The organism is Methylobacterium sp. 77, assembly GCF_000372825.1.
Classification (GTDB): Bacteria; Pseudomonadota; Alphaproteobacteria; order Rhizobiales; family Beijerinckiaceae; genus Methylobacterium.
In genome coordinates this window covers 1,895,876-1,919,779 of the sequence record NZ_KB910516.1, presented here as the reverse complement: position 1 = coordinate 1,919,779, position 23,904 = coordinate 1,895,876, and the positions used below count along the sequence as shown (strand labels likewise).

General features: G+C 68.8%; 15 protein-coding genes and 1 tRNA gene. 11 read left to right on the top strand and 5 right to left on the bottom strand.

Annotated features, from left to right (window positions below; all coding sequences use genetic code 11):
- Nucleotides 1-221 precede the first annotated feature (221 nt).
- Complete coding sequence (locus A3OK_RS0109105; protein ID WP_019904557.1) at nt 222-1,391, top strand: polysaccharide biosynthesis/export family protein; 1,170 nt, start codon at nt 222-224, stop codon at nt 1,389-1,391.
- A gap of 50 nt (nt 1,392-1,441) precedes the next feature.
- Here A3OK_RS0109105 and A3OK_RS0109100 read toward each other — a convergent pair whose 3' ends face one another.
- Nucleotides 1,442-1,906 (bottom strand): Lrp/AsnC family transcriptional regulator, encoded by a 465-nt coding sequence (locus A3OK_RS0109100; protein ID WP_019904556.1) that lies wholly within the window; start codon nt 1,904-1,906, stop codon nt 1,442-1,444.
- A 157-nt stretch (nt 1,907-2,063) separates the two neighbouring features.
- On the opposite strand from A3OK_RS0109100, the gene A3OK_RS0109095 reads away from it, so the two are divergent.
- Nucleotides 2,064-2,804 carry an AzlC family ABC transporter permease gene (locus A3OK_RS0109095; RefSeq protein ID WP_019904555.1) on the top strand — a complete coding sequence of 247 codons (741 nt, stop codon included), beginning with the start codon at nt 2,064-2,066 and terminating at the stop codon, nt 2,802-2,804.
- Entirely contained in the window at nt 2,801-3,100 is a 300-nt protein-coding gene (locus A3OK_RS0109090) for an AzlD family protein (RefSeq protein WP_026597068.1), read from the top strand. Before A3OK_RS0109095 ends, A3OK_RS0109090 begins: the two co-directional genes overlap by 4 nt.
- A 93-nt stretch (nt 3,101-3,193) precedes the next feature.
- Here A3OK_RS0109090 and A3OK_RS0109085 read toward each other — a convergent pair whose 3' ends face one another.
- Together A3OK_RS0109085 and A3OK_RS0109080 are read right to left on the bottom strand one after the other, a co-directional pair.
- The gene (locus A3OK_RS0109085) at nt 3,194-4,567 is read right to left on the bottom strand and encodes an aminotransferase class I/II-fold pyridoxal phosphate-dependent enzyme (RefSeq protein ID WP_019904553.1); all 1,374 of its coding nucleotides are present in this window, start codon (nt 4,565-4,567) and stop codon (nt 3,194-3,196) included.
- Nucleotides 4,568-4,633: 66 nt separating this feature from the next.
- Nucleotides 4,634-12,061, bottom strand: a complete 7,428-nt coding sequence (locus A3OK_RS0109080; RefSeq protein ID WP_155911986.1) for a type I polyketide synthase — start codon at nt 12,059-12,061, stop codon at nt 4,634-4,636.
- 819 nt (nt 12,062-12,880) lie between these two features.
- Between A3OK_RS0109080 and A3OK_RS0109075 the strand changes: the two genes are divergently transcribed.
- The 3 genes from A3OK_RS0109075 (at nt 12,881) to A3OK_RS0109065 (ending at nt 15,952) form a co-directional block, all read left to right on the top strand.
- Nucleotides 12,881-12,955 (top strand) — tRNA-Val (locus A3OK_RS0109075).
- 254 nt (nt 12,956-13,209) lie between these two features.
- Nucleotides 13,210-14,694, top strand: a complete 1,485-nt coding sequence (locus A3OK_RS0109070; protein ID WP_019904551.1) for a DUF1800 domain-containing protein — start codon at nt 13,210-13,212, stop codon at nt 14,692-14,694.
- A gap of 22 nt (nt 14,695-14,716) precedes the next feature.
- Entirely contained in the window at nt 14,717-15,952 is a 1,236-nt protein-coding gene (locus tag A3OK_RS0109065; protein WP_019904550.1) for a DUF1501 domain-containing protein, read from the top strand.
- Between the two features lie 69 nt (nt 15,953-16,021).
- Here the strand turns inward: A3OK_RS0109065 and A3OK_RS23290 are convergent, their stop codons facing one another.
- Nucleotides 16,022-16,447: a PilZ domain-containing protein gene (locus A3OK_RS23290; protein WP_019904549.1), complete on the bottom strand. Its 426-nt coding sequence runs from the start codon at nt 16,445-16,447 to the stop codon at nt 16,022-16,024.
- Between the two features lie 400 nt (nt 16,448-16,847).
- On the opposite strand from A3OK_RS23290, the gene A3OK_RS0109055 reads away from it, so the two are divergent.
- The 5 genes from A3OK_RS0109055 to A3OK_RS0109035 all read left to right on the top strand — a co-directional run bounded on the left by A3OK_RS0109055 (nt 16,848) and on the right by A3OK_RS0109035 (nt 22,085).
- Nucleotides 16,848-18,626 (top strand): type I secretion system permease/ATPase, encoded by a 1,779-nt coding sequence (locus A3OK_RS0109055; RefSeq protein ID WP_280791122.1) that lies wholly within the window; start codon nt 16,848-16,850, stop codon nt 18,624-18,626.
- A complete protein-coding gene (locus A3OK_RS0109050; protein WP_019904547.1) occupies nt 18,626-19,969 on the top strand; it encodes an HlyD family type I secretion periplasmic adaptor subunit in 1,344 nt (447 codons plus the stop codon). Before A3OK_RS0109055 ends, A3OK_RS0109050 begins: the two co-directional genes overlap by 1 nt.
- Nucleotides 19,970-20,201: 232 nt before the next feature.
- Nucleotides 20,202-20,327 (top strand): type B 50S ribosomal protein L36, encoded by a 126-nt coding sequence (gene ykgO / locus A3OK_RS0109045; protein WP_003601867.1) that lies wholly within the window; start codon nt 20,202-20,204, stop codon nt 20,325-20,327.
- An 81-nt stretch (nt 20,328-20,408) separates the two neighbouring features.
- A complete protein-coding gene (locus A3OK_RS0109040) occupies nt 20,409-21,065 on the top strand; it encodes a tetratricopeptide repeat protein (protein ID WP_019904546.1) in 657 nt (218 codons plus the stop codon).
- 6 nt (nt 21,066-21,071) lie between these two features.
- Nucleotides 21,072-22,085, top strand: a complete 1,014-nt coding sequence (locus A3OK_RS0109035; RefSeq protein WP_019904545.1) for an alpha/beta hydrolase — start codon at nt 21,072-21,074, stop codon at nt 22,083-22,085.
- Between the two features lie 34 nt (nt 22,086-22,119).
- On the opposite strand, the gene pyk is transcribed toward A3OK_RS0109035, so the two are convergent.
- Nucleotides 22,120-23,556, bottom strand: a complete 1,437-nt coding sequence (gene pyk, locus A3OK_RS0109030; RefSeq protein WP_019904544.1) for a pyruvate kinase — start codon at nt 23,554-23,556, stop codon at nt 22,120-22,122.
- Nucleotides 23,557-23,904: the final 348 nt, after the last annotated feature.

The window sequence follows — 23,904 nt, the reverse complement described above, 5'->3', positions numbered from 1 at the left end:
GCGGGCGAGCGCATCGTTCCGACAATGCGGTAGGAGAACGATCGTTTAATCGATCGCAGAGATTTCGCGCTATGACAGGCGGACCGTTGGTGACGACCGGCTTCGCGCCGGCCGGGACCGGCCGGCGACTGAGAACGACGCTGACAGACGGTTCGTATCCGCCGACCCGACACGTGATCCGACAAGACACTCGTCGTGGGGGCGGGTCCTAGGAGAGTTCCATGCTTCCCAAAGCCACGCTGGCCGTCGCCATCGCCGTCTCGGTGTCCGGCTGCAACGCCTTCCTGCCCGCCGCCGGTCCGTCGACCTCGGCCGTGGTGGATGGGGCCGACAAGGCGACGAGCGAGGGGGTCTTCGCCCGCTACGAGTTCATCGAGGTGACCTCCGCCGTGGTCGAGGCCATGCGCGGCCGTCCTCTCGACAGCCTGCTCGCCTCCTTCGGAGACCGGCGCCTGCCGGCCGAGCCGGTGATCGGCGTCGGCGATGCGGTCTCCGTCTCGGTGTTCGAGGCAGGGTCGGGCGGGCTCTATTCGGGACCGCTCACGGTCAATTCGATGTCGGCGGGCTCGAAGGCGGCGCAGCTGCCCGAGCAGATCGTCTCGCGCGACGGCGCCATCTCGGTGCCCTATGCCGGCCGCATCAAGGTCGCGGGACGACGCGCCCAGGACGTCCAGTCGCTGATCGAGACCGAGCTCGCCGGCAAGGCGATCCAGCCCCAGGTGATCGTCTCGGTGACCCGTCCGGTCTCGCAATCGGTGACGGTGGGCGGCGAATCCATCGGCGGCGCCCGCGTCCCGCTCGGTGCCCAGGGCGACCGCATCCTCGATGTCGTCGCCACGGCCGGGGGTGTGAAGACGCCGGTCAACGAGACCTTCGTGCGCCTGTCGCGCGGCGGAACGACGGCCACGGTGCCGCTGACCACCGTCGTCTCGAACCCGAAAGAGAACATCTACCTGCGGCCCAACGACAACCTCACCCTGGTCCGCGATCCCCAGACCTTCCTCGCCATCGGCGCGCTCGGCCAGTCCAACGAAATCCCGTTCCAGGCCGAGGGCATCACCCTGGCGCAGGCGCTCGCCAAGGCGCGCGGCCAGAGCGATGCCGATGCCGATCCGACCGGCACCTTCCTGTTCCGCTTCGAGCCGGCCCCGGTGGTGCGCCGCCTCAAGCCGGGAAGCCCGATGCTCGGCACGCCGCTGGTGCCGGTGGTCTATCGGTTCGACATGCGCGATCCCAACAGCCTGTTCCTCACCCAGGCCTTCCGCATGCGCAACCGCGACATGATCTACGTCTCGAATGCGCCGTTCACCGAGATCAAGAAGGTGCTCGCCGTCTTCGCCGCCGCCGCCTCGCCGATCACGACGGGCGTCCGCGTCGGCAGCGTGTTGTGACGCGCCGCGGTTGTCCCGCCCGGCGGGCGAGACCAGGCAGCCTCGGCCCGCTATAGCGGCAGCACGAAGGACTTCTTGATGGTCTCGCTCGGAACGTCCGTCTTGACGTTCTGCACGCCCTTGATCCGACTGAGAAGCTCCGACTGGAAGCGGCGGTAGGCAGGGATATCGGCCGCCACCACCCGCAGCATCGCGTCGCAATCGCCCATCATCAGGTAGCACTCGACCACCTGCGGCAGTTTCCTCACCTCGGTCGCGAAATGGTTGATCGTGACCTCGTCCTGCGCTTTCAGCCAGATCCTGGCGAAGAAGGTCAGCGCCATGCCCACCTTGGCCTGATCGAGAACCGCGACGTACTGGGCGATGATGCCTGCCTCTTCGAGCAACCGCACCCGCCGCAGGCAGGGGGAGGGGGACAGACCCACCGCCTTCGCGAGCTCGGTGTTCTGCATCCGCCCGTCCTGCTGGAGTGCGCGCAGGATGCGACGGTCGATCTCGTCGATGATCAGTGGCATTGGATTCCATGCATCGCGGACGGATTGGCGATCCATGCCAATTCAGAGCCCAGAATCATCATCTTCGCAACCTCGTTGCGCCCCTGTTGGAATAGGATGCCGCGCATTCCGAAACACAGACGAGACGCCGCCTTTGACCGGCCGGCGAGAGTGACCGATGCGGGCCTTGCAGATCGACGGGTGCGTGAACCCGCAACGGAGCGACGCCTCCGAGTTCCGGCGCGGGGTCGTGGCCTGTGCCCCGGTCCTGGTCGGCATCCTGCCCTTTGCCCTCGTCCTGGGGGCGCAGGCCGCCCAGAAGGGCCTCAGCCCGATCGAGATGGCGCTGATGGCCGGGCTGAACTACGCCGGAGGCTCGGAATTCGCCGCGATCCGGCTGTGGAGCGCGGTGCCCGACATCCTCCTGATCGTGTCCGTCACCGCGATGGTGAACAGCCGCCACATTCTCATGAGCGCGGCGCTGGCGCCGTTCCTGAAGCGCCTGCCGCGATGGAAGGCGCTCGCCGCCCTCTTCCTCATGTGCGACGAGACCTGGGCGATGTCGCTGGCCGACACCAGAAACCGCGCCGCGCGCGGGGTGCCAGCCGCGTTCAGCCTGCTCTATTACGCCGGCGCGAGCCTGCCGATCTTCTTCGTCTGGGTGGCCTTCACAACCCTCGGCGCCGGAATCGGCCCGGTCCTCGGCCCGGTCGAGTCCTATGGGTTCGACATGGCGTTTCCGGCGGTCTTCCTCGTGCTCCTGCGCGGCATGTGGCGCGGTGTCCGGGCGGCGCAGCCCTGGCTGGTCAGCCTGGTCGTCGCCGGGGCGATCGGCCTCGTCGCACCCGGAGCCTGGTGCATCCCGGCAGGGGCGCTGTCGGGCCTCCTCTGCGCCTACCTGATGTCGGCGAAGTCATGATGCCCTCAGCCACGGTTCTCACCATCCTGCTGATGGCCGGCGCCACCTACCTGACCCGGATCGCCGGCTACGTGCTCCTGCGCAACAGGGATCTCGGTCCCCGCGCCGCCGCGGTGATGGAGGCCGCCCCCGGCTGCGTCTTCATCGCCATGATCGCGCCGAGCTTCATCTCGAGCCATCCGGCCGATCTCATCGGCCTCGCGATCACCCTCGTCGTCGCGACGCGCTGGCCGATGCTGCCGACCATTCTCACCGCCATCGTGGCGACGGGCCTGCTGCGGCACGTGCTGGGCTGAGACCGGCCATCGCGCGGCGGCCTTCGTCCGCCGGATCACACCGACCCCGCCATCATGGGTCGGTGCGGTGTGGCATCAGCCGGTGGGACAAGCTCAGGGCTTGCCGCGCTTGGCCATCAGCTGCTCGATCAGCGAGCCGCCCTTCTCGATCTCGGCGAGTTCCTCGGCCACCGCCGCCACGGTCTCGCGGATCTGTTCGGGCGTGTGCTCGGAGGTGATGAAGAAGCGCAGGCGCGACGAGCGCTCGGGCACGGCCGGGTGGATGATCGGCTGCACGTTGATGCCGCGCTTGAACAGGCGGTCCGACAGGGTGACCGATTTCAGCGAATCCCCGACGATGACGGGAATGACGGCGAGGCCGAGGCTGGTTCCGGTATCGAGCCCGTGCTTCTTGGCGCAGGACAGGAACAGGTGGCCGTTCTGGCGCAGGCGCTCCACCCGGTGCGGCTCGGCCTGCATCAGGGCGAGGGACGCCTCGGCGGCAGCGGCCAGCGGCGGGGACAGGCCGACGCTGTAGATGAAGCCGCCGGCCGTGCATTTCAGATATTCGATCAGCGCCGCCGGGCCGGCGATGTAGCCGCCGCAGGAGGACAGCGTCTTCGACAGCGTGCCCATCCAGATGTCGACGAGGCGCGGGTCGATGTCGCAATGCTCGGCGAGGCCGACGCCGGTCCGGCCGAGGACGCCGAGCCCGTGGGCGTCGTCGACCATCAGCCAGGCATCGTAGCGCTGCTTCAGCGCGACGAGTCCGGCAAGGTCCGGCGCGTCGCCGTCCATGCTGTAGAGACCCTCGACCACGATCAGCGCGCGACGGTGCTCGTGGCGGGTGGCGCCGAGCAGGGTTTCCAGGGCGTCGAGATCGTTATGGGCGAAGGAGCGGCGCTGGGCGCCCGAGAGCTGGGCTCCGGTGACGATGCTGTTGTGGCTCAGCGCGTCGTGGAAGATCACGTCGCCGGGTTCCAGCAGGGCGCCGATGGTGGTGACGTTGGTGGCGTGGCCGCTCACCATCACCACGCAGGCCTCGGTCTCGTAATGGTCGGCGAGCGCCTGTTCGAGGCGGATATGGCCAGGGCGCTCACCGGCGACGATCCGGCTCGCGGAGGCCGAGGTGCCGAACTCGTCGATGGCCCGACGCGCCGCCTCGCTCACGTCCGGATGCCCGTTGAGCCCGAGGTAATCGTAGGACGAGAAATTGATGAAGCCCTTGCCGGCGATGCGGGTGGTGGCTCCGGCCCTGGTCTCGTGGACCCGGAAGAACGGATTGCCGAGGCCGATCAGGTCGGCGGCCGAGCGCTGCAGCCGCAATTCGCGGTAGCCGGGCAGGGATTCGAATTTCTGCACCGACGCGTCCGTCGCCTTCGCCTCGGGACGTGGGGCGGCCTGCCGGTTGGCGTTGCGGCCGAGCCGGTTCGTGACGAAGCCCGCGAGCGCCGCGCGGCCGCCGTCGGGGCGGGCTGGATTACTCATGCCTGTTGAATCTTCCGATTGACCGATGCCGCCGAGCGCGGCCGGCCTTTCGGCCGGCCGGACGGATCATGGCAGAATTTCTTTGATCTGGAGACTGTTCTGCTCAACGAGCTCGTGGAACGGCTCGAGGGTGCGCACGTCGACGCCCTCGCTGGCATGGCGCTGGGCCAGGCTCATCACCGCCGCCGAGGCGTCGTCCACCGGGGCCGCCACGGATTGGATCAGAGTCTCCGCCAGTTCGACGACGGTGAGGCCCGAGGAAATGCCCGAGGGCGGCGCGTCGAGGGCGAAGCGCTCCTGCAGGCTGGCGCCGAGTTCCACGCCCATCAGCGAGTCGAGGCCGATCTCGGAGAGATGGCGCACGCGGCTGATGTCGTCCTTGGGCAGGCGCAGGATGCGGGCGATGTCCTCGACGATGGCGTCGGAGACGGTCTTGCGCACCGCGTCGAGGTCCAGATTCTTGAGCAGTCCGCCGATATCGATGGCGGTCACCGTGCCGGATTCCGCCTGCTGGTCGGAGCCGAGATCGCCATAGCTCGGCGAGCGCATGGTCGCGAGGCGCTCGCGAGCCTTGCCCCAATGCATCGAGGCGATGGCGATGACGGCGTCGTCGGGGGTCGAGCCCTGTCCTTCCAGCGCCTCGGCCATCAGGTCGAGGGAGCGGCGGGCATCCATCGGCGTCACGCCGACGCGGCCGGCCAGGGTCTCCATCACGGCGCGGTTGCGGGCGAGCACACCGACATCGCCGATCGCGCCCCAGGCCACGGCGAGGGCCGGCAGGCCCAGCGCCCGGCGACGGCGGGCAAGGCCCTCCATGAACCCGTTGGCGGCGACGTAGGCGCCCTGTCCCGGATTGCCGATGAAGGTCGTGGCCGAGGAGAACAGCACGAAGTAATCGAGCTGCCGCTCGCGGGTGGCGGCATCGAGATGCTCGGCACCGACCACCTTCGGACGGATCACGGCGTCGAGGGCGGCCGCGTCGAGATTGGCGATGAGGCCGTCCTGCAGGACCATCGCCCCGTGGATCACGCCGGCGAGCCTGCGGCCGCCGCTCTCGACCTCGTCGAGGAGATCGGCCACCGCCTTGCGGCTGGTGATGTCACAGGCCATCGCGGCGACGCTGACGCCGCGGGCCGCGAGGTCGGCCACGACCTGCTTGGCCTCCGGGCTCGACGCGCCCTTGCGTCCGACGAGAACGAGGTGACGGGCACCCCGGTCGGCGAGCCAGCGCGCAGCCTCGATGCCGAAGCCGCCGAGCCCTCCGGTGATGAGGTGGACGCCCTCGGTGGAGACCGTGAAGTCCGACCTGCGCCCGATTGTGATGCGGCCGGGCTTGGGCGGGGCGATGACGATCTTCCCCACATGCCCGGATTGCTGCATCAGCCGGAACGCGTCGGAGACCTCGTCGGAGGTGAAGGGCTGGAACGGCAGGGGCTTGAGGCCGCCTTCCGAGAACAGGGCCATCACCTCGCGGAACAGGCGCGCCCCGTCCTCGCCCTGGTGCTGGAGCACCTGATCGAGATCGACGCCGAAATACGACAGGTTCCGCCGGAACGGGCGCAGGCCGATATGGGTGTTGGCGACGTAGTCGCGCTTGCCCAATTCGATGAAGCGGCCGAACGGCTTCAGGCAGTTGAGGCTGCGCTCCATCGCCTCGCCGAACAGGCTGTTCAGCACCACGCCGACGCCGTCGCCGGTGATGCGGCGCACGTCGTCGACGAAGGCCAGCGAGCGCGAATCGAGGACGTGCTCGGCGCCCAGGGCCTTCACCAGGGCGCGCTTCTCGCGCGAGCCGGCGGTGGCGATGACGCGCGCACCCTTCAGCTTGGCGATCTGGAGCGCGGCGAGGCCGACGCCGCCGGCGCCGCCATGGACCAGCACCCACTCGCCGCGCCGCAGCTTGGCGCAGCTGACGAGGCTGTAATAGGCGGTGAGGAAGGCCACCGGCACGGTGGCCGCCGCCTGCGGATCGAGGCCGGGCGGGCTCGGCGCCACCACGAGCTCGGGCACCACGATATGGGTCGAGAAGCCCGACTGGGCGAAGGCGACGACGGGATCGCCGACCTTGAAGGCGGCGACGCCCTTGCCCACCGAGACCACGCGGCCGGCCACTTCGAGGCCGAGGCGCGGACCGGCGAAGCCGTCCTCCAGGATCTCCTCCGGGAGCATCGACAGCGCCCAGAGCACGTCGCGGAAGTTGAGGCCGGTGGCCTCCACGGCGATCTCGACCTCTCCGCGTCCGGGAGCGCGCCGCTCGGCCGGCCCCCATTGCATGTCGTTGAGACCGCCGGTGACGCTGCGCTCGAGCTGTGCGGCCGGAGCGGCCACGGCATCGGCGGCGGGCCGGCGCGAGAGCTGCCCCGGCGAGAACCGGATCACGCGGGTGGCGTCGATGTCGAGGACGATCTCGGTCTCGCTCGTGCCGGAGAGGATCACGTCGCGCAGGCGCTCGGAGGCCAGCTTCGTCGGCATCGCCTCGGTGAGGTCGATGCGGCGGATGTCGAGGGTGGCGACCTCGTTGGCGAGGGTACGGGTGAAGGCCCAGAGCCCGGCTTCCACCGCTCCGTCGGCGCTGCCGTCGTGGCGCGTCGCGCCGGGACAGACGACCCAGAGGCGGGTCTGGCGCGTCCCGAGATGCTCGACGCAGCGCTTGAGACCGAGGCAGCGCTCGCGCAGCCGGTCGGCGGCCTCACCGCCCGCGCCGAAGGCCCCGGCGAGGAACACCACCGTATCGGGGCTCTCGCGTTCGAGTTCGAGCAGCGATTGCTCGGAATCGAGGATGATCGAGACATGGACGCCGGCCGCCACCAGCAGGGTCGCCAGCGACGAGGCGGTCTCGGCCGCGAAGGAATCCTGCGAGCCGATGATGAAGGTGAAGGTTTGGCCCGTCGAGGGCTTGGCCCGTACCGGGGCTTCGGCCAGGAACAGGAGGTCGTCGCCATTGGCCGAGGCGGCCCGGTCGACGGCGACGCGGACGAGGCCGGTCTCGCTCAGCGAGCGCTGCCAGCCGGTGATGTCGTCGAGGCGCCCGAGAGGCATCTCGTCGGAACCCTCGAACCAATCCGGCATCAGGCCGAAGACGAGATCGCGGAACAGCGAGGCGCCGGGCTCCACCGCCAGCAGGAAACCGCCGGTGGCGAGGGCATCGGCGATCTTGCCGAGGAGGCCGCGCCCGGTCCGGTGCAGCACGTTGCTCGCCAGGATCGCGTCGAAGCCGCCTTCCGCCAGCTCGGCCTCGTCCTCGATCACGGCGACGCCGCGCGGCAAGGCGAGGCGGGCGCGCTCGGCGAGGCGCCGGTCGGTCTCGAACACGGTGAGCTGCGCGGCGATGCCGTCGGCGAAAGCGGCGGCCTGGGCCGAGAGCGGCCCGAACCCGAGCTGGAGCAGGCGCAGGGAGCGGTCGGTCGGCAGGTCGGCGCGGGCGCCGTCGAGGATTCCGGCGATCACGTCGGACGAGGCGCGGGCGCTGGCGCTGCGCAGGACGAAGGCGTCGAGCGCGTTCTGCGACAGGGTGGGCGGGCTCGCGAGGTCGCCGGAGAGAAGACGGGCGACCACGGCGCCGAGATCGGCCGTGAGCACCAGTTCGGCGGACAATTCCGGATGGTCGGCCGCGATCCAGCGCATGATCTCTTCGGGCGCCGGCAGGGTGACGTCCTTGCGCAGGGTCCAGCGCGTCCCGTCGAGGGTGGCGAGGCCGCTGCTCTCGAGGGCGTAGAGCGCGTTGAGGAGCCAGGGCCGCATCGGTTCCGGCACGCGCTCGTCGATGGCGACGGCGCCCGATCGCTGCAGCCCCTCGGCCATGCGGTAGGCCAGCGAGGTGGCCCAGCCTTCGAGAAGCAGGTGGCCCGGCGAGAGCGCCGCATCGGCAGGCGCGAGGGCCGCCTTGATGCCCGGACGGACGGCATCGGCGATGCGGGCCCGGCGGTCGAGGGGGATCGCGGTGGGTTCGGTGGCGAGCTCGGACCTTTGCGCGATGGCGTAGGCGGCGAGATCCTGGCCGGATTTGGCGCGCAGGGCCTGGAAGCGGCCCTCGCGCAGGGTGGCGATCACCTCGCCGGCCTCGTCGACCAGGGTGAAGTCCGCCAGGATGCTGCGCTCGTTGCAGCGCCGCGTGCGGATCATCGCCTTGGCGATGACGGCGCCGGGCCGGATCAGCCGGATTTCGCCGAAGCGCACCGGCACGTAGGCCTTGGTCGAGCCCTCGCCTAGCAGGTCGGCGAAGAGCAGGATCAGGCCGTGGAAACACGAATCGAGCCGGGCCGGCACGAGGCCGAAACGCGGGTCCGATTCCGCCGGCTTCAGCTCGGAGACGATCACCGTCTCGTCCACGCGGGCGCTGAGGGCGACCTGGCGGAAGCTCGGCCCGAAATCGAGGCCGGAGGCGGCGGCGAGCCGATAGAGCCCGGCCCCCTCGACGGCGTTCTCGGCCGGGATGTCGATGTCCTGCCGCGGACGCGCCGCGAAGGTGCCGTCCACGATCTTGGCGGAGGCGTGCAGCTGCCAGCCGGCCTGGGTCAAACGCGGACGGCTGAGGATCTGGATCTGGTTGCCGCTGCCCGAGAGCCGCACCGCGACTTCGCGCAGGGCGTCCTCGCCGAAGACCATCGGCGACTGGATCTCGAATTCGGCGAGGACCACGTCGTCGCTGCGCATGGCCTCGCGGGCGACGCCGAGCGCCATCTCGATGAAGGCGGCGCCGGGCAGGATCGCCTGGCCGTCGATGCGGTGGTCGTCGAGCTCGGGCACCGTGGCGATGTCGAGATGGCCGGTCCATTCGAGCCCGTCGGGCGAGACCCGCGATCCGTAGAGCGGGTGATAGGCGCGGGCGGTCGCCGCGCCGACGCCTTCGGAGGTCTCGGCCAGCCGGAACGGCCGGCGCTGCCAGGGATAGGTCGGAAGCGCGACATCGCCCTTCGGGTTCTCGCCGAACACCGCCGCCTCATCGACCGCGGCGCCGTTGACGAGGGCCGAGGCGAGAGCGCGGGCGAACGGGTCGCTGCCGACGGGCTTGTTGGTGAGCACGCCCACCGTGGCGTTCTCGATGCCGAGCGGCTCGATGCAATCGCCGATATGCGGCAGCAGGGTCGCCCTCGGGCCGACCTCGACGAAGATGCGGGCGCCCTTGCGGGTCGCTTCCTGAACCGCATCGCAGAAGCGCACCGGCTCGCGGATGTTGCGCCACCAGTAGCCGGCATCGAACCGCGCGCCGGGCAGCACGGCGCCGGTCACGGTGGAGACCATGGCGATCGTGCCGGGATGGGGCTTGAGCCCCGCGAGATCGCGCAGCAACGGCTTCTCGGTCGGGTTCATCAGCCGGCCGTGGAAGGGATAGGCGAGGTCGAGCTTGCGACCACGACGGCGCTTGCGCGCCAGCGCCTTCATCGCCGCGTCGATATCGGCGACGGGCCCCGCCACGGTGACGGCTTTCGGGCTGTTATAGGCGGCGATGTCGAGGCTCGGATAATCCTTGAGGAAGATCTCGATCTCCTCCACCGGCGCCAGCAGCACCGCCATGGTGCCGAGGCCCCGCGTCGTCTCCTGATGCTGGCTGCGGTGGAAGATGACCTTCACCGCCTGTTCGAGGCTCAGGATGCCGGCACCTTCCGCCGCCGCGATCTCGCCGACGCTGTGGCCGAGCACGTAGGACGGGACGAGGCCGGCGGCCTTCAGGGCCGTGGTCGAGGCGCTGGAGATCGCGAAGATCAGCGGCTGCGAGACCCGCGTGAGGACCATGCGCTCGGCGAGGTCCTCGGCGAACAGGGCCTCCTTCAGCGACCAGCCCGAAATCTCGGCGAACAGGACGTCGATCCGGTCGAAGGCCGCGCGGTAGACGGCGTTGCGGTCATAGGCCTCACGGCCCATTCCCGCCCATTGGCTGCCATTGCCGGAATAGACGAAGGCGACCTCGGCATTGCGGTCGACGGCGGTGCCGACCCGCGCGATGTCGGTCTCCTCGGCATCGGCCACGGCGCGCAGGGTGGCGGGCAGGTCCGCGTCGAGGGGCAAGGCGAGGCGGGTGGACAGGCGCTCGCGCCGATGAGCGGCGGCGGCGGCGATGCGCACGGTCTCGGCGGCACCGGCCGCTTCGAACCTGTCGGCATAATCGAGGGCGAGTTCGTTGAGCGCCGCGCGGCTCTGGGCCGAGAGCAGCAGCAGTTCCGGAGCGCGCGGAGCGTCGCTCGGTAGCGATGCTGGCTTGGCGTCGGCGGGGGTGCCGTCCGTGAGGATGATATGGGCGTTGGTGCCGCCGAAGCCGAACGAGTTGACGCCGGCGAAGCGCTCGCCCCTGCCGCGCGGGAGCGCCAGCGGCGCGGTGACCACTGCCAAGTTGAGCGTGGTGAAGGGGATGTCGGGATTGAGCTCGGCCGCATGCAGCGAGGGCGGCAGCAGGTCGTGCTCCAGGGCGAGGCTCGCCTTGAGCAGGCCGGCGAGGCCGGAGACAGGCTCGGTATGGCCGATATTGCTCTTGATCGAGCCGATCGGCAGGGGCTCCCGACGGGGCTTGCCGATCTTGCCGCCGATGGCGCCGGCCTCGATCGGGTCACCCACGGCGGTCCCGGTGCCGTGGGCCTCGACGAACGCCACCGCATCGAGATCGATCTCGGCCTCGCGATAGATCTGCTCGAGCAGCGCGCCCTGCGCGTAGCCGGACGGAAGCGAGATGCCGGTGGTGCGGCCGTCGGAATTCACGCCGCTCGCCGCGATGACGCCGCGCACGGTATCGCCGTCTCGCGCCGCGGCGCGCGCCGATTTCAGCACCAGGACGACACCGCCCTCGGAGCGGACATAGCCGTCGGCATTGGCCGAGAAGGCCTGGCAGAGCCCGGTGCGCGACAGCATCTGCGCGTTGGAGAAGCAGATGAAGTTGAACGGGCTCGCGAGCAGGTTCACACCCGCGACCACGGCGGTGTCGATCCGGCCGCTGGCGATCGCGGCCACGGCGGCATCGAGCGCCACAAGCGACGAGGAACAGGCCGTGTCGACGGTGAAGCTCGGCCCCTTGAGATCGTAGATGTAGGAGATCCGGTTGGACAGGATCGAGAGCGTGTTGCCGGTCGCGGCGTAGGCGTCGCCGGAGGACGTATCGAGGACGCGCAGGTTGCCGTAATCGAGGGACGAGGCGCCCACGAACACGCCGATCTCGGTCCCGGCCACGGCGGAGGGGCGCAAGCCCGCATCCTCCAGGGCTTCCCAGGTCAGCTCGAGCAGGAGCCGCTGCTGCGGGTCCATCTGCTCGGCCTCGCGCGGCGAGATGCCGAAGACGCCGGGGTCGAACGACCAGATGTCGTCGAGAACACCGGCCGACCAGGTGTAGCTCTTGCCGCGCTCTTGCGCGCGCGGATGGCCGAACCGCTCCAGCGACCAGCGATCGTCAGGAATGCGACCGACGGCGCAACGTCCTTCGCTCAGAAGCTGCCAGAGGCCATCGATGCTGGGCGCGCCGGGCAAACGGCACGAACGGCCGACGATCGCTATGTCTGTACGCTTGATCACGTTCGATTCGCACACGCTCTTGAACGAGGAAACCGCCATCTCGCGACGGATCGGCTGTCTTCACGATCCTTAGTATGCGCCCGAAACCGTGTCCAACCCATGGCAGCGTTGCTGCAGCACGAAGACTTTATGCGCGGCAGGCAATAGGCAGTCTCGACGACCGACATAAATCTCACAACAAATGTTAGCGCTCGCACAGCGACGCGTGCGCCGGGGCATTCAAACGCACAGAAGTCACGATTCAGGATTTTCAACTGAATTTTACTTCCGAATAATGCAAAATATCTGCATTAATCACGTTAAGTCAATTTAGTTTCATTCGAGTGCAAAATAATATCTTAATTAATCCTAATCATGGTCAAATAAAATTTGAAATGGCAATCATTTCCATGAAAGTGGCACAGCATCGCCTGATTATCGCAATTATATTTGTCGTTATTTCGATGGCATGAAAGAAAAAACTCCACCCGCCGAACAGCGACTGAGACGTCGCTTACTAAAGCTCTCCCGGCGGGGCGCCGGAAGCACGCTATCAGGGCCACTCCCGGCATCTTTTCTTCGATGCGTCGCCGCGCTGCAACATGAGTCCCCCCGATGGTTTTGGCGCTACGAGGTTCGTGCCGGTCGCGGAGGATGGCGCGGGTGACCGAACCGTCGGTTCCGGCAGGGCGCCCCTTCCTTCCCCGGTTCCAGCCGGAAGCACCTTGCCGGGCATGGCTTCATCGCAGCGACGAGCCGCTTTCCAGCGACAAGCCCCTTGACGCCCGTTCCAGCCAGAAGCTATAGGCCGCTCCTCGCTGCAGCGGAGACGCTTCAGCCGGGCGCGTAGCTCAGCGGGAGAGCACTACCTTGACATGGTAGGGGTCACAGGTTCGATCCCTGTCGCGCCCACCATTCCATCGTCCTGCGATGTCACGGCACCTGGCCGGCACGGACGATACCCTCACGATACTTCACGGACAGACGGGCGCACTCGCGTCGCGCTTCCGAGCCGTGACGGCAATCGTCACGCTTGCGTGAGACGAGAGGTGCCGCGGCGTGAGACGCGCGGCACGGCCACAGAACCGCCTCAGACCGAACCTGTATTGCCCGCGCTTACATCCGGTGCCAGGCCTCTCGGCCGGCGGCGCCGGATGCCGGAGATGACAATGAGCCGAAACCTGGCATTCGCGAATGCAGTCGGACGTTTCGGCCTCGGCTACGGTGCGAATGACGGCGCGGCCGTCGACGATCCGCACGGATATGTCCGCGCGCAGCTCGACATGCCGACGCCGGTCCCCGAGGCGAAGCTGAATTCCAGCAGCGGCCAGTTGCAGGCGATGATCGCCCGCCGTCAGGTGGCGCGTCAGCGCCGCGAGGCGATGGCCGATGCCGGGATGGACGCGGCGAAGCCCAAACAGACCGGCGGCATGAAGACCGGCGGCATGCAGGCGGGCGACATGAAGTCCGGCGGGATGGCGATGGGGTCACCCGCCGAACCGTCGATGGCCGGCGGCATGATGGAGGATGACGGCGAGGCGAAGCTCGCCGAGAACCCTCTCACCAAGAACCCGGCCGAGCTGCTCGCGTGGCTGAAACTCGCGGTGACGACGAGGGCGCCCCTGCAGGAGCGGCTGTTCCTGCATTGGAGCAACCACTTCACCGTGGCCGCAGGCAAGGGAAAGACCAGCCTCACGGCGGGCGCGTTCCAGCGCGAGGCCATACGGCCGTTCGTCCTCGGCCGGTTCCACGACATGGCCAAGGCCGCGATCCTGCACGCCTCGATGATCTACTACCTCGACAACGCCTCCTCGACGGGGCCGGATTCGAAGGTGGGCCGCATCAAGAAATCCGGGCTCAACGAGAATCTCGGGCGCGAGGTGCTGGAGCTTCACACCCTCGGCGTCGATGGCGGCTACAGCCAGGCCGACGTCACCGCGCTCGCCGCCGTCCTCACCGGCTGGACCGTGGATCTCAAGCCGAATTCCGAGACCTTCGGCGAGGTGGTATTCCGCGAGCGCCAGCATCAGCCGGGACCGAAGACGATCCTCGGCAAGCGCTATGCGGAGGCGGGCGCCGAGGAATTCCACGCCGTCCTGGCCGACCTGACCCGCCACCCCTCCACGGCGCGCTACGTGACCCGGCGGATGGCGCGCGCCTTCGTCTCGGAGAAGGTGTCCGACTCCCTGCAGAAGGGTCTCGCCAAGGTCTTCCGGGACAGCGACGGCGACCTGAAGGCGGTGACGGCGGCGCTGGTCCAGAGCGACGAGGCCTGGACGGCCCCTCCCATCAAGCTGCGTCCGCCGATGGAATTCCTCGCCGCGACCGGCCGCCTGATCGGACGGGCACCGGTCAAGCCGTCCCCGAAAGCCTCGCTCCTGGCGATGGGCCAGCCGTTCCTGGCGGCCCCGTCCCCGAAGGGCTGGGCCGAGGAGGACGATGCCTGGGTGACCTCCGACGGCATCAAGAGCCGGATCGACTGGGCGCAGCAATGCGCGATGCTCAACGCCGACCATGTCGATATCCGCAAACTCATCGACGACCGGATCGGCGGCTATTTCTCGGACGAGACGCGGCGCGTGATCAGACAGGGCGAGAGCCCGGAACAGGCATTGGCCCTGCTGATGCTCAGCCCCGAATTCCAGCGGCGATAGCCGGTCGAGAGGCGACGAGTCCATGAATCCCGACGAACACGCCCATCTTCCATCGCGCCGCAACCTGCTGCTCGGCGCCGGCGCCCTCTTCGCGTGGCCCTACGTGCCGAAGGTCTGGGCCGCATCCGGCCGCGACCCGCGCTTCCTCGTGGTGGTGCTGCGCGGCGGCCTCGACGGCCTCTCGGCGGTGATGCCTGTGGGCGACCCGCAATTCGCGGCGATCCGCTCCGACTTCAAGCTCTCGCCCTCGCATACGCCGTTCCGGCTCGATCCGCTGTTCTCGCTCAACCCCTCGATGCCGAATTTGGCCGACCTCTACGCCAAGCGCGAGGCCACGCTCTTCCACGCCGTCGCGACGCCCTACCGCGCCCGCTCGCATTTCGACGCGCAACAGGTGCTCGAGAACGGTATGACGCGCGCCGGCTCCGATCTCGATACCGGCTGGCTCAACCGGGCGCTGACCCTGATTCCGAAGGCGAAGGGCATCGAGTTGCGGCCGACCAAGGCCCTCTCCGTGAGCGCGACGACGCCGCTCATCCTGCGCGGCGCCGCCCAGGTGGAGACGTGGCAGCCGCAGACCATGCCCTACGCCGCCGCCGATACGCTGATGCGCCTCCAGGCGCTCTACGACGACAAGGACCAGGCCCTGGCCAACGCCCTGCGCGAAGGCGTGCAGGTCGACGACTTCATCGCAGCCGACCCGAGCATGGCGGCGATGGGCAAGCAGCCGCTGAAGGGGCCGAACAGCTTCGCATCGGCGGCCCGCGCCGCGGCCTCGCTGATGGCCCCGGTCACCGGCCCGCGCATCGCCGTGATGAATTTCGACGGCTGGGACACCCATGCCTCGCAAGGCCCCTACGAAGGACGCCTCGCCAAGAACCTCGCCTCGCTCGATGCCGGCATGGCGGCGATCAAGGAGGGGCTCGGCCAGTCCTGGGCGCAGACATCGGTCCTGATCGTCACCGAATTCGGCCGCACCGTGCACGTGAACGGCTCCTCCGGCACCGACCACGGCACGGCGACGGTGGCCTTCCTCGTCGGAGGCGCGGTCGCCGGCGGGCGCGTGATCGCCGATTGGCCGAGCCTGAAGGAGAACGCCCTCTACGAGGGGCGTGACCTCGCGCCGACGATGGATCTGCGTGCGGTGATGAAGGGCCTGCTGATGGACCAGTTCGGCTTCGAGGAGAAGGTCCTCTCCGAGAAGGTCTTCCCGGGCAGCGAGAAGGCACCCGGCATGAGGGATCTGCTGCGGGCCTGACGCATCCGCCTCACGCAGGCTCGGCAGCGTTTCCCCCAGGGAACCGGCGGTCTCTCTCGCCGCGGGCGTTCAGAAGGCCGACAGGCCCGACCTGCGCGGACGCACGCCGATTCCTCCCGGCTCGTCGGCATCCCGTGGCGGGTCGAAGGGCTTCGTCGCCAAATGCGGCGCTATGTCCTTGGGGCGCTCCGGCTGCACCTTGGGCGCCACCTTGCCGACGCGCTCGATCCTGACACCGACATAGTCGCCCCGCCTCCAGGCGAGCTTCACCATGCAGACGAAGTCCCGGCCGATGATGCGAAGCAGGAAGGTTTCCGGCAAAGGATGATAGGCGGGCACGCCGAGCTTGGCGCCGGATTTCGAGACATCCTTCACCGTGCACGGGATCTCGCTGCCGTCGGGAAGCCGTATATTGGCGATCCAATTCGTCGAGTTACGATCCTCGCGCCGCAGGACCGGCTCCGGGCTCGCATCGGTGATCTTATTCGCCTGCACCCGATACGCTCCGGCATCTCACCGTTTCTGACACCGGCTTAGGCCAAGAACGTTTACAGACACATACCTGATCGCGGTTTCTCGACGAGCTCTTCCGCAGATGCAGGGCAATCGGTCCGCCGCGGAGAGTCATCGGCAACGCCGAGTCCGGTGGGAATCAGGCAGCGGCATCGGCGATACCTCGATCGACGCCGCTCCGATTCCGGGACCTTCAACCCCGATGGGCGAGGGCGGGAATTCAAGACACGATTCGGAGAGACACGGACGCTCACAATCCAGCGGACGATGTGTGTTTTCGAGTTCGCGAATGCACGCGTAACTCGTAAGAGAAGACGGTGGCGGATCGCCGTTCCGGAGCGGCAACGCTCACGGTCATTCGAACTAAGCTTGACAAGCGAACTTGACGGCGGGGGCTGGAGTGGCGAAGGGGCGGGATTCGGCCGAGATCATTTCGGCATTGGCAAGTTGCCGGACCGCCTTCATCGGCGTGGCGGTGATGAGCGGGCTGGTGAACGTCCTGTATCTCACCGGCTCTTTCTTCATGCTGGAAGTCTACGACCGGGTGATCCCGAGCCGGAGCGTGCCGACCTTGATCGGCCTCGTGGTGCTCGCCCTGGTGCTCTACGTCTTCCAGGGTGTGCTGGAGACGATCCGGTCGCGCATCCTGGCCCGCGTCGGCGCGGCCCTCGACGAGGCGTTGAGCGCACGGGTGTTCGACATCGTCGTGCGCGCGCCCCTGAAGGGCGCCACCCCCGGCGACGGCCTGCTGCCCCTGCGCGATCTCGACCAGCTGCGCGCCTTCCTCGGCGGCACCGGCCCCTCGGCCTTCTTCGATCTGCCGTGGATGCCGATCTACGTCTTCATCTGCTTCCTGTTCCACCCGCTCATCGGCGCGGCGGCCCTGGTCGGCGCGGCGGTCCTGGCCGTGCTCGCGCTCACCACCGACCGCTCGACCCGCGGTCCGTCCCAGACCGCCACCGCCCACGGCATGCGCCGCAACGGTCTGGCCGAAGCCGGGCGCCGCAACGCCGAGGTCCTGGCCGCCATGGGCATGCAGGGGCGCTTCGCCGAGCGCTGGGGCGGCGCCAACCGCGACTACATGCAGTCGCAGATGAGCGTGTCGGACGTGGCCGGCGGCTTCGGCGCCGGCTCGAAGATCTTCCGCATGGCGCTGCAATCGGGCGTGCTCGCGCTCGGGGCCTGGCTCGTCATCAACAACCTCGCCTCGGCCGGCGTGATCATCGCCTCGTCGATCCTCGTCGCCCGCGCCCTGGCGCCGGCCGAACTCGCCATCGCCAACTGGAAGGGCTTCGTCCAGGCGCGCCAGAGCTGGGCCCGGCTCTCGGACCTGTTCGCGCGCCTGCCTGCCGTCGAACAGCCGCATGCCCTGCCGGCCCCGACGCAATCCCTGTCCATCGAGGGCGTCAGCCTGGCGCCGCCCGGCACCCAGCGCATCGTCGTGCAGGATGTCAGCCTGACCCTGCAGCGAGGCCAGGGCCTCGGCATCATCGGCCCGAGCGCGTCGGGCAAGTCGAGCCTGGTCCGCGCCGTCGTCGGCGTCTGGCCGCCCCAGCGCGGCAAGGTCCGGATCGACGGCGCCGCCATCGACCAATGGTCGAGCGCCGATCTCGGGCCGCATATCGGCTTCCTGCCGCAGGAGGTGGAGCTGTTCGCCGGCACCATCGCCGAGAACATCGCCCGGTTCGACCCGGCCGCCCAGTCGGGCTCCGTCATCGCAGCCGCCAAGGCGGCGGGCATCCACGACCTCGTCCTGCGGCTGGGCGAGGGCTACGACACGCGGATCGGCGAGGGCGGGGCCGGCCTCTCGGCGGGCCAGCGCCAGCGCGTCGGCCTGGCCCGCGCCCTCTACGGCGAACCCTTCCTGGTGGTGCTCGACGAGCCGAACTCGAACCTCGACGGCGAGGGCGAGAACGCCCTGACCCAGGCCATCGTCGGGGTGCGCCAGCGCGGCGGCATCTGCATCGTCGTCGCCCACCGCCCGAGCGCCCTGGCCGCCGTCGACATGATCCTGATGATGGCCGACGGACGCGCCCAGGCCTTCGGACCCAAGGACGAGGTGCTCAAACGCGTGTTGCGCCCGACGCCGGGGCCCAACGCGGAACCCGTCGCAGCGCAGCGAACCGGTGCGAATGTCGCCACCCTGCAGGAGAGAGCGTGATGGCCGTCGCCCTGTCGCCGATCGGACTCGCTCCCAACCCGACCAGACCGACCGCCATGGGGTCGATCAGCCGTCACCTCGCCGCAGCGATCGGCATCGGCATCCTCCTCGTGGTCGGAGTCGGCGGCTGGTCGACCTTCACCATGATCTCGGGCGCGGTGATCGCTCCGGGCCAGCTCATGGTCGAATCCGACGTGAAGAAGGTGCAGCACCCCACAGGCGGCGTCGTCGGTGAGCTGCGGGTGAAGGAAGGGGCGCGGGTCAAGGCCGGCGACATCCTGATCCGCCTCGACGAGACCCAGACCCGCGCCAATCTCGACATCATCCTGAAGGCGCTCGACGAGTTCGCGGCGCGCCGCGCCCGCGACGAGGCCGAGCGCGACGGCGCCTCCGCCATCGCCTTCCCGCCCGACCTTCTCGCCCGCAAGGACAAGGACGCGTCCGTCGCCCATCTCGTCGACAGCGAGAGCCGCCTGTTCCAGGCCCGCGTCGCAGGCCGTCAGGGCCAGAAGGCGCAGCTGCGCGAGCGCGTCTCCCAGCTCGGCGAGGAGATCAAGGGGCTCACCGAACAGGCCGCGGCCAAGGAGCGGGAGACCGCCCTGATCGGGACCGAGCTGAAGGGCGTGCGCGAACTCTACGCCAAGAACCTCGTTCCGCTCTCGCGCGTCACCGCCCTCGAGCGCGACGGGGCGCGGCTGCAGGGCGAGCGCGGGCAGCTCATCGCCTCCACCGCATCAGCCAAGGGCAAGATCACCGAGATCGAGCTGCAGATCTTCCAGATCGACCAGGACATGCGGACCGAGACCGGCAAGGAACTCGCCGAGATCCGCGGGCGCTGGTCGGAGTATGTCGAGAAGCGCATCGCCGCCGAGGACCAGCTCAAGCGGATCGACATGCGCGCGCCCCAGAACGGCACGGTCCACCAGCTGACGGTGCACACGATCGGCGGCCTCGTCGTTCCCAGCGAACCGGCGATGCTCATCGTTCCCGATGCCGACAAGCTGATCGTCGAGGTGCGGATCCAGCCGCAGGACATCGACAACGTGCGCGTCGACCAGCGCGCGGTCCTGCGCTTCCCGGCCTTCAACCAGCGCACGACGCCGGAGATCGACGGTGTCGTGAGCCGCGTGTCGGCGGATGTCTCCCAGGACCCGAAGACCGGCATGACCTTCTACACCGCCCGCATCCGGCTGCCGGAGGATCAGGTGGATCGGCTCGGCAAGGTCCAGCTCGTGCCCGGCATGCCCGTGGAAGCGTTCATGCAGCTCGGCGACCGCTCCGTGATCTCCTACCTGACGAAGCCCCTGACGGATCAGATCGCCAAGGCCTGGCGCGAACGCTGAGGCCTCGACGACGCCGACGAAATGCCCCCCGGCCGTGCGCCGGGGCCATACCCCGGAAAATCCGCATCCCCGACATGTCGGTTGCACCTTGCCTTCAAGCGCTCAAGCCTGATATGGCAACCGCCTTTCCGCGATGCGTGTACTGCCATCGCCGAGGACGCCTTTCCAAGGTGCCTCGTCCCCGAGACCCTATGGACAGGCGGCGGGCTCAACCCCGGCCGACGTGAGACCGATGAAGATTCGCAACTCCCTCAAGTCCCTGCGCGGCCGTCACCGGGACAACCAGCTCGTGCGCCGCAAGGGCCGCGTCTACGTCATCAACAAGACGCAGAAGCGCTTCAAGGCTCGCCAGGGCTGAGGCCACGCGGCGCTTCCGACGGAGCGCCCGCGTCAAGCACGCCTGTTGACGGCGACGTGAAGGGCGAGGAAGCTCGCCCCCATGACGCTTTCACGACCGTTCGGCATTCTCGTGAACGCTGCGCTCCTGGGCGCCGCGTTTTTTTCGTTGTCGGTGTCGTCCGTCGAAGCGCTGACTTTGGCGAATCAGGACGGAGCGCCCCAGGCAGGGCCGAACCGGGGCCGTGACGAGGGCAGGGAAGCTCCGAAGAAGGCTCAGGCGCCGAGCCTCGACGACCTCTACCTCCGCCTGAAGGCATCGGACGACGATGCCGAAGCCAAGGGCATCTCGCGGCTGATCGAGCAGCGCCTCGGCCGGTCCGGCAGCGCCACCGCCGACCTCCTCACCGAGCGCGCCCGCCAGGCGATGTCGGGCCGGGATTTTCCCCTCGCCGTCGAGTTGATGGACCGCGCCACCACCCTCGAACCGCATTGGGCCGAGGGCTGGAACCGGCGGGCCACGGTGTTCTGGCTGCTCACCGACCCGACCAATGCCATTGCCGACCTTCAGCGGACGCTGGTGCTGGAACCGCGCCATTACGAGGCCTGGGCGGCTTTGGGCCGGATCTACCTGTCCATCGACGACAAGCGCCGCGCCCTCGACGCCTTCCGCCGCGCCGCCGCCATCTATCCGCGCATGGAGAAGCTCCAGAGCGCCATCGACAAGCTGAAACCCGATATCGAGGGTCGGGATCTCTAGCCGGACATGATCCTGCTCCACTGGCTCGGCCTGATCGCGGCCGCGATCGCCGGGCTGATCGTCAGCGTGCTCGCGGCCGGCGCCCTGGTCACCCTGATCGTCACGCTGCGCGTCGCCGCGCGTTTCCCGCCGCAGGGGCCCTACGTCGAGGTGAATGGCGGGCGCCTCGCCACCATCGAAGCCGGCCCTAAAGACTCTCCCAAGGGCATCATCGTGCTCCTGCACGGAGCCTCGGCCAATGCGGCCGACCCGATGGAAGGCGTCGGCCGCCGGCTCGCCGGGGAGGGCTTTCGCGTCATCGCCTTCGACAGGCCGGGATTCGGCTGGAGTGACCGTCTCGGCGGCCGCGACATGGCGGTGCCGGCGGCGCAGGGGAATGCCATCGCGCAGGCGCTGGACCGCATGAAGACGGGGCCGGTGATCCTGCTCGGCCATTCCTGGTCCGGCGCGCTGGCCACCGCCATCGCCCTCGACCATCCGGAAGTCGTCGCCGGCCTCGTGCTGGTCGCGCCGGTGGCGATGCCGTTCCCGAGCATGGGCGCGGTGCCGTGGTACTACCGCGTCGCGCTGAAGCCGCCGGTGACCTGGCTCCTCGGCCGCACCCTGGCGACGCCGGTCGGCCTCTCCTATCTCGAGCGCGCGGGCCGCGCCGCCTTCCGGCCGCAGGACCTCCCCGAGGATTATCTCGACCGCAGCCGCTCCGCCCTTGTGCTGAGGCCGCAGACGATGATCGCCAACCTCCACGATCTCATCGGCCTCCCCGCCGCCCTCGCGGCCCAGGCTCCGCGCTACGGCACGATCACGGCCCCGACCGTGATCGTCTCCGGCGACGCGGATGCCGCCGTCCCGGCGTCGCGACAGGCGGAACCCCTCGCCAGGGCCATTCCCGGCGCCCGGCTGGTGCTCCTGCCCGGCATCGGCCACATGGTCCCCTACGTGGCGACAGAGGCGCTCGTGGATGCCGTCGAGCGCCTCGCCGAGGGGATCGCTGCACCGGGACGCGAGACCGTCGCGCCCTGATGCGGCCCCTCGACGGCGAGAGGGCGCTCGCCGATCAGGCTCTCGCGGCGTGGTCGCGGGTGACGAAGGCGATCCGCACCAGGTTGGTGGCGCCCGGCGTCCCGAACGGCACGCCGGCCACCACGATGACGCGGTCGCCGATATCGGCGAAGCGCTCGCGCACGGCGAACTTCGCCGCCCGGAAGGCCATGTCGTCGACATCGCTGGCGTCGTTGGTGACGATCGGGTGCGTTCCCCAGCACATGGCGAGCCGGCGGGCGGTCTCGCGCTTCGGGGTGAGGGCGATGATCGTGGCATTGGGCCGCGAGCGGGCGAGCCGCAGAGCGGTCGATCCCGAATGGGTCCAGGCCATGATCGCCGAGAGGCCGAGGGCGTCCACCATCTGATGGGCGGCGGCGGCGATGGCGTCCGAGGCGGTGGCGTCGGGTTCCGAGCGCTGGGCGGTGAGGATCGTCCAGTAGAGGGCGTCTCGCTCCACCTGCTCGGCGATGCGGCTCATCATCGAGATCGCCTCGATCGGGAATGCGCCGGAGGCGCTCTCGGCCGACAACATCACGGCATCCGCGCCTTCGTAGACGGCGGTCGCCACATCGGAGACCTCGGCGCGGGTGGGCACCGGCGCCGTGATCATCGATTCGAGCATCTGCGTCGCGACGACGACGGGCTTGCCGAGACGCCGGGCACCGCGCGTGATGCGCTTCTGCACGCCGGGCACCTGTTCCAGGGGCATCTCCACGCCGAGATCGCCGCGCGCGACCATGATCCCGTCGGAGATTTCGATGATCTCGTCGAGGCGGGTGAGCGCCTGCGGCTTCTCGATCTTGGCCATGACCAGGGCGCGGCCGGCGGCGACCTTCTTCACCTCGGCCACGTCCTCGGGGCGCTGGACGAAGGAGACGGCGATCCAGTCCGCCCCGGCATTCAGCCCGGCCTCGAGGTCGCCGCGGTCCTTCTCGGTCATCGCCGCCACCGGGATCACGGTGTCGGGCAGGGAGACGCCCTTGCGGTTGGAGATCCTGCCGCCGATGACGACCTTGGTGACGGCGCGGCCTTCGGAGACTTCGGTCACGATCAGCCGCAGCTTTCCGTCATCGATGATGACGACGTGGCCGGGCTCCAGCGCCGAGAGGATCTCGGGATGCGGCAGGTAGACGCGGCTCACATCGCCCGGGGTCGGGTCCGAATCGAGGACGAAGGACGTCCCGTTCTCGAGCACCGCGCTGCCCTCGGCGAAGGCCGCCACGCGCAGCTTCGGCCCCTGCAGATCGACCAGGACGGCGATGGGCCGGCGCAGCTCCCGTTCGATGGTGCGAATCACCTCGATCTTCTCGGGCAGCTTCTCGCGCGGAAGGTGGCTCATGTTGAGCCGGAAGACATCCGCACCGGCGCGGAACAGCTTCTCGATCATCTCCGGCGTGTCGGAGGCCGGACCCAGGGTGGCGATGATCTTCGTGCGGCGCGAGCGTTTCACTCCAGCCTCCAGTAATCTTGAGGACACCCGTTCGGATTCGAACGGCCGATTGCGGGCGAGGGGCCACAAGCACCGGGTAGGCATCCACGTCAAGCTTCCCTGTGGCACGCATTGGATATCGCGTGTCCTTCCGCCCGCACGCGATCCCGTCGTCGGCGTGACGGGAAGGATGTCCGTTACTTGGCGGTACCCGAATCGAGCCCTCGCAAACCTTGATGATCGGACCCATGATCGATCTTGCGATCTCGGCGAAGTGAGGCCCTCGAAATCGTAAAACCCTTTCTCGGGGAAGGCCTTGGGGTTTACATGCCGGGGATCCCTGATGTAGTCCCGCCAATGCGAGGCCGG

Bases quoted from the DNA above. Each gene is read 5' to 3' on its own strand.
- A3OK_RS0109105 (WP_019904557.1), top strand. From the start codon at position 222: ATGCTTCCCAAAGCCACGCTGGCCGTCGCCATCGCCGTCTCGGTGTCC.
- A3OK_RS0109100 (WP_019904556.1), bottom strand. From the start codon at position 1,906: ATGCCACTGATCATCGACGAGATCGACCGTCGCATCCTGCGCGCACTC.
- A3OK_RS0109095 (WP_019904555.1), top strand. From the start codon at position 2,064: ATGCGGGCCTTGCAGATCGACGGGTGCGTGAACCCGCAACGGAGCGAC.
- A3OK_RS0109090 (WP_026597068.1), top strand. From the start codon at position 2,801: ATGATGCCCTCAGCCACGGTTCTCACCATCCTGCTGATGGCCGGCGCC.
- A3OK_RS0109085 (WP_019904553.1), bottom strand. From the start codon at position 4,567: ATGAGTAATCCAGCCCGCCCCGACGGCGGCCGCGCGGCGCTCGCGGGC.
- A3OK_RS0109070 (WP_019904551.1), top strand. From the start codon at position 13,210: ATGAGCCGAAACCTGGCATTCGCGAATGCAGTCGGACGTTTCGGCCTC.
- A3OK_RS0109065 (WP_019904550.1), top strand. From the start codon at position 14,717: ATGAATCCCGACGAACACGCCCATCTTCCATCGCGCCGCAACCTGCTG.
- A3OK_RS0109050 (WP_019904547.1), top strand. From the start codon at position 18,626: ATGGCCGTCGCCCTGTCGCCGATCGGACTCGCTCCCAACCCGACCAGA.
- ykgO (WP_003601867.1), top strand. From the start codon at position 20,202: ATGAAGATTCGCAACTCCCTCAAGTCCCTGCGCGGCCGTCACCGGGAC.
- A3OK_RS0109040 (WP_019904546.1), top strand. From the start codon at position 20,409: ATGACGCTTTCACGACCGTTCGGCATTCTCGTGAACGCTGCGCTCCTG.
- A3OK_RS0109035 (WP_019904545.1), top strand. From the start codon at position 21,072: ATGATCCTGCTCCACTGGCTCGGCCTGATCGCGGCCGCGATCGCCGGG.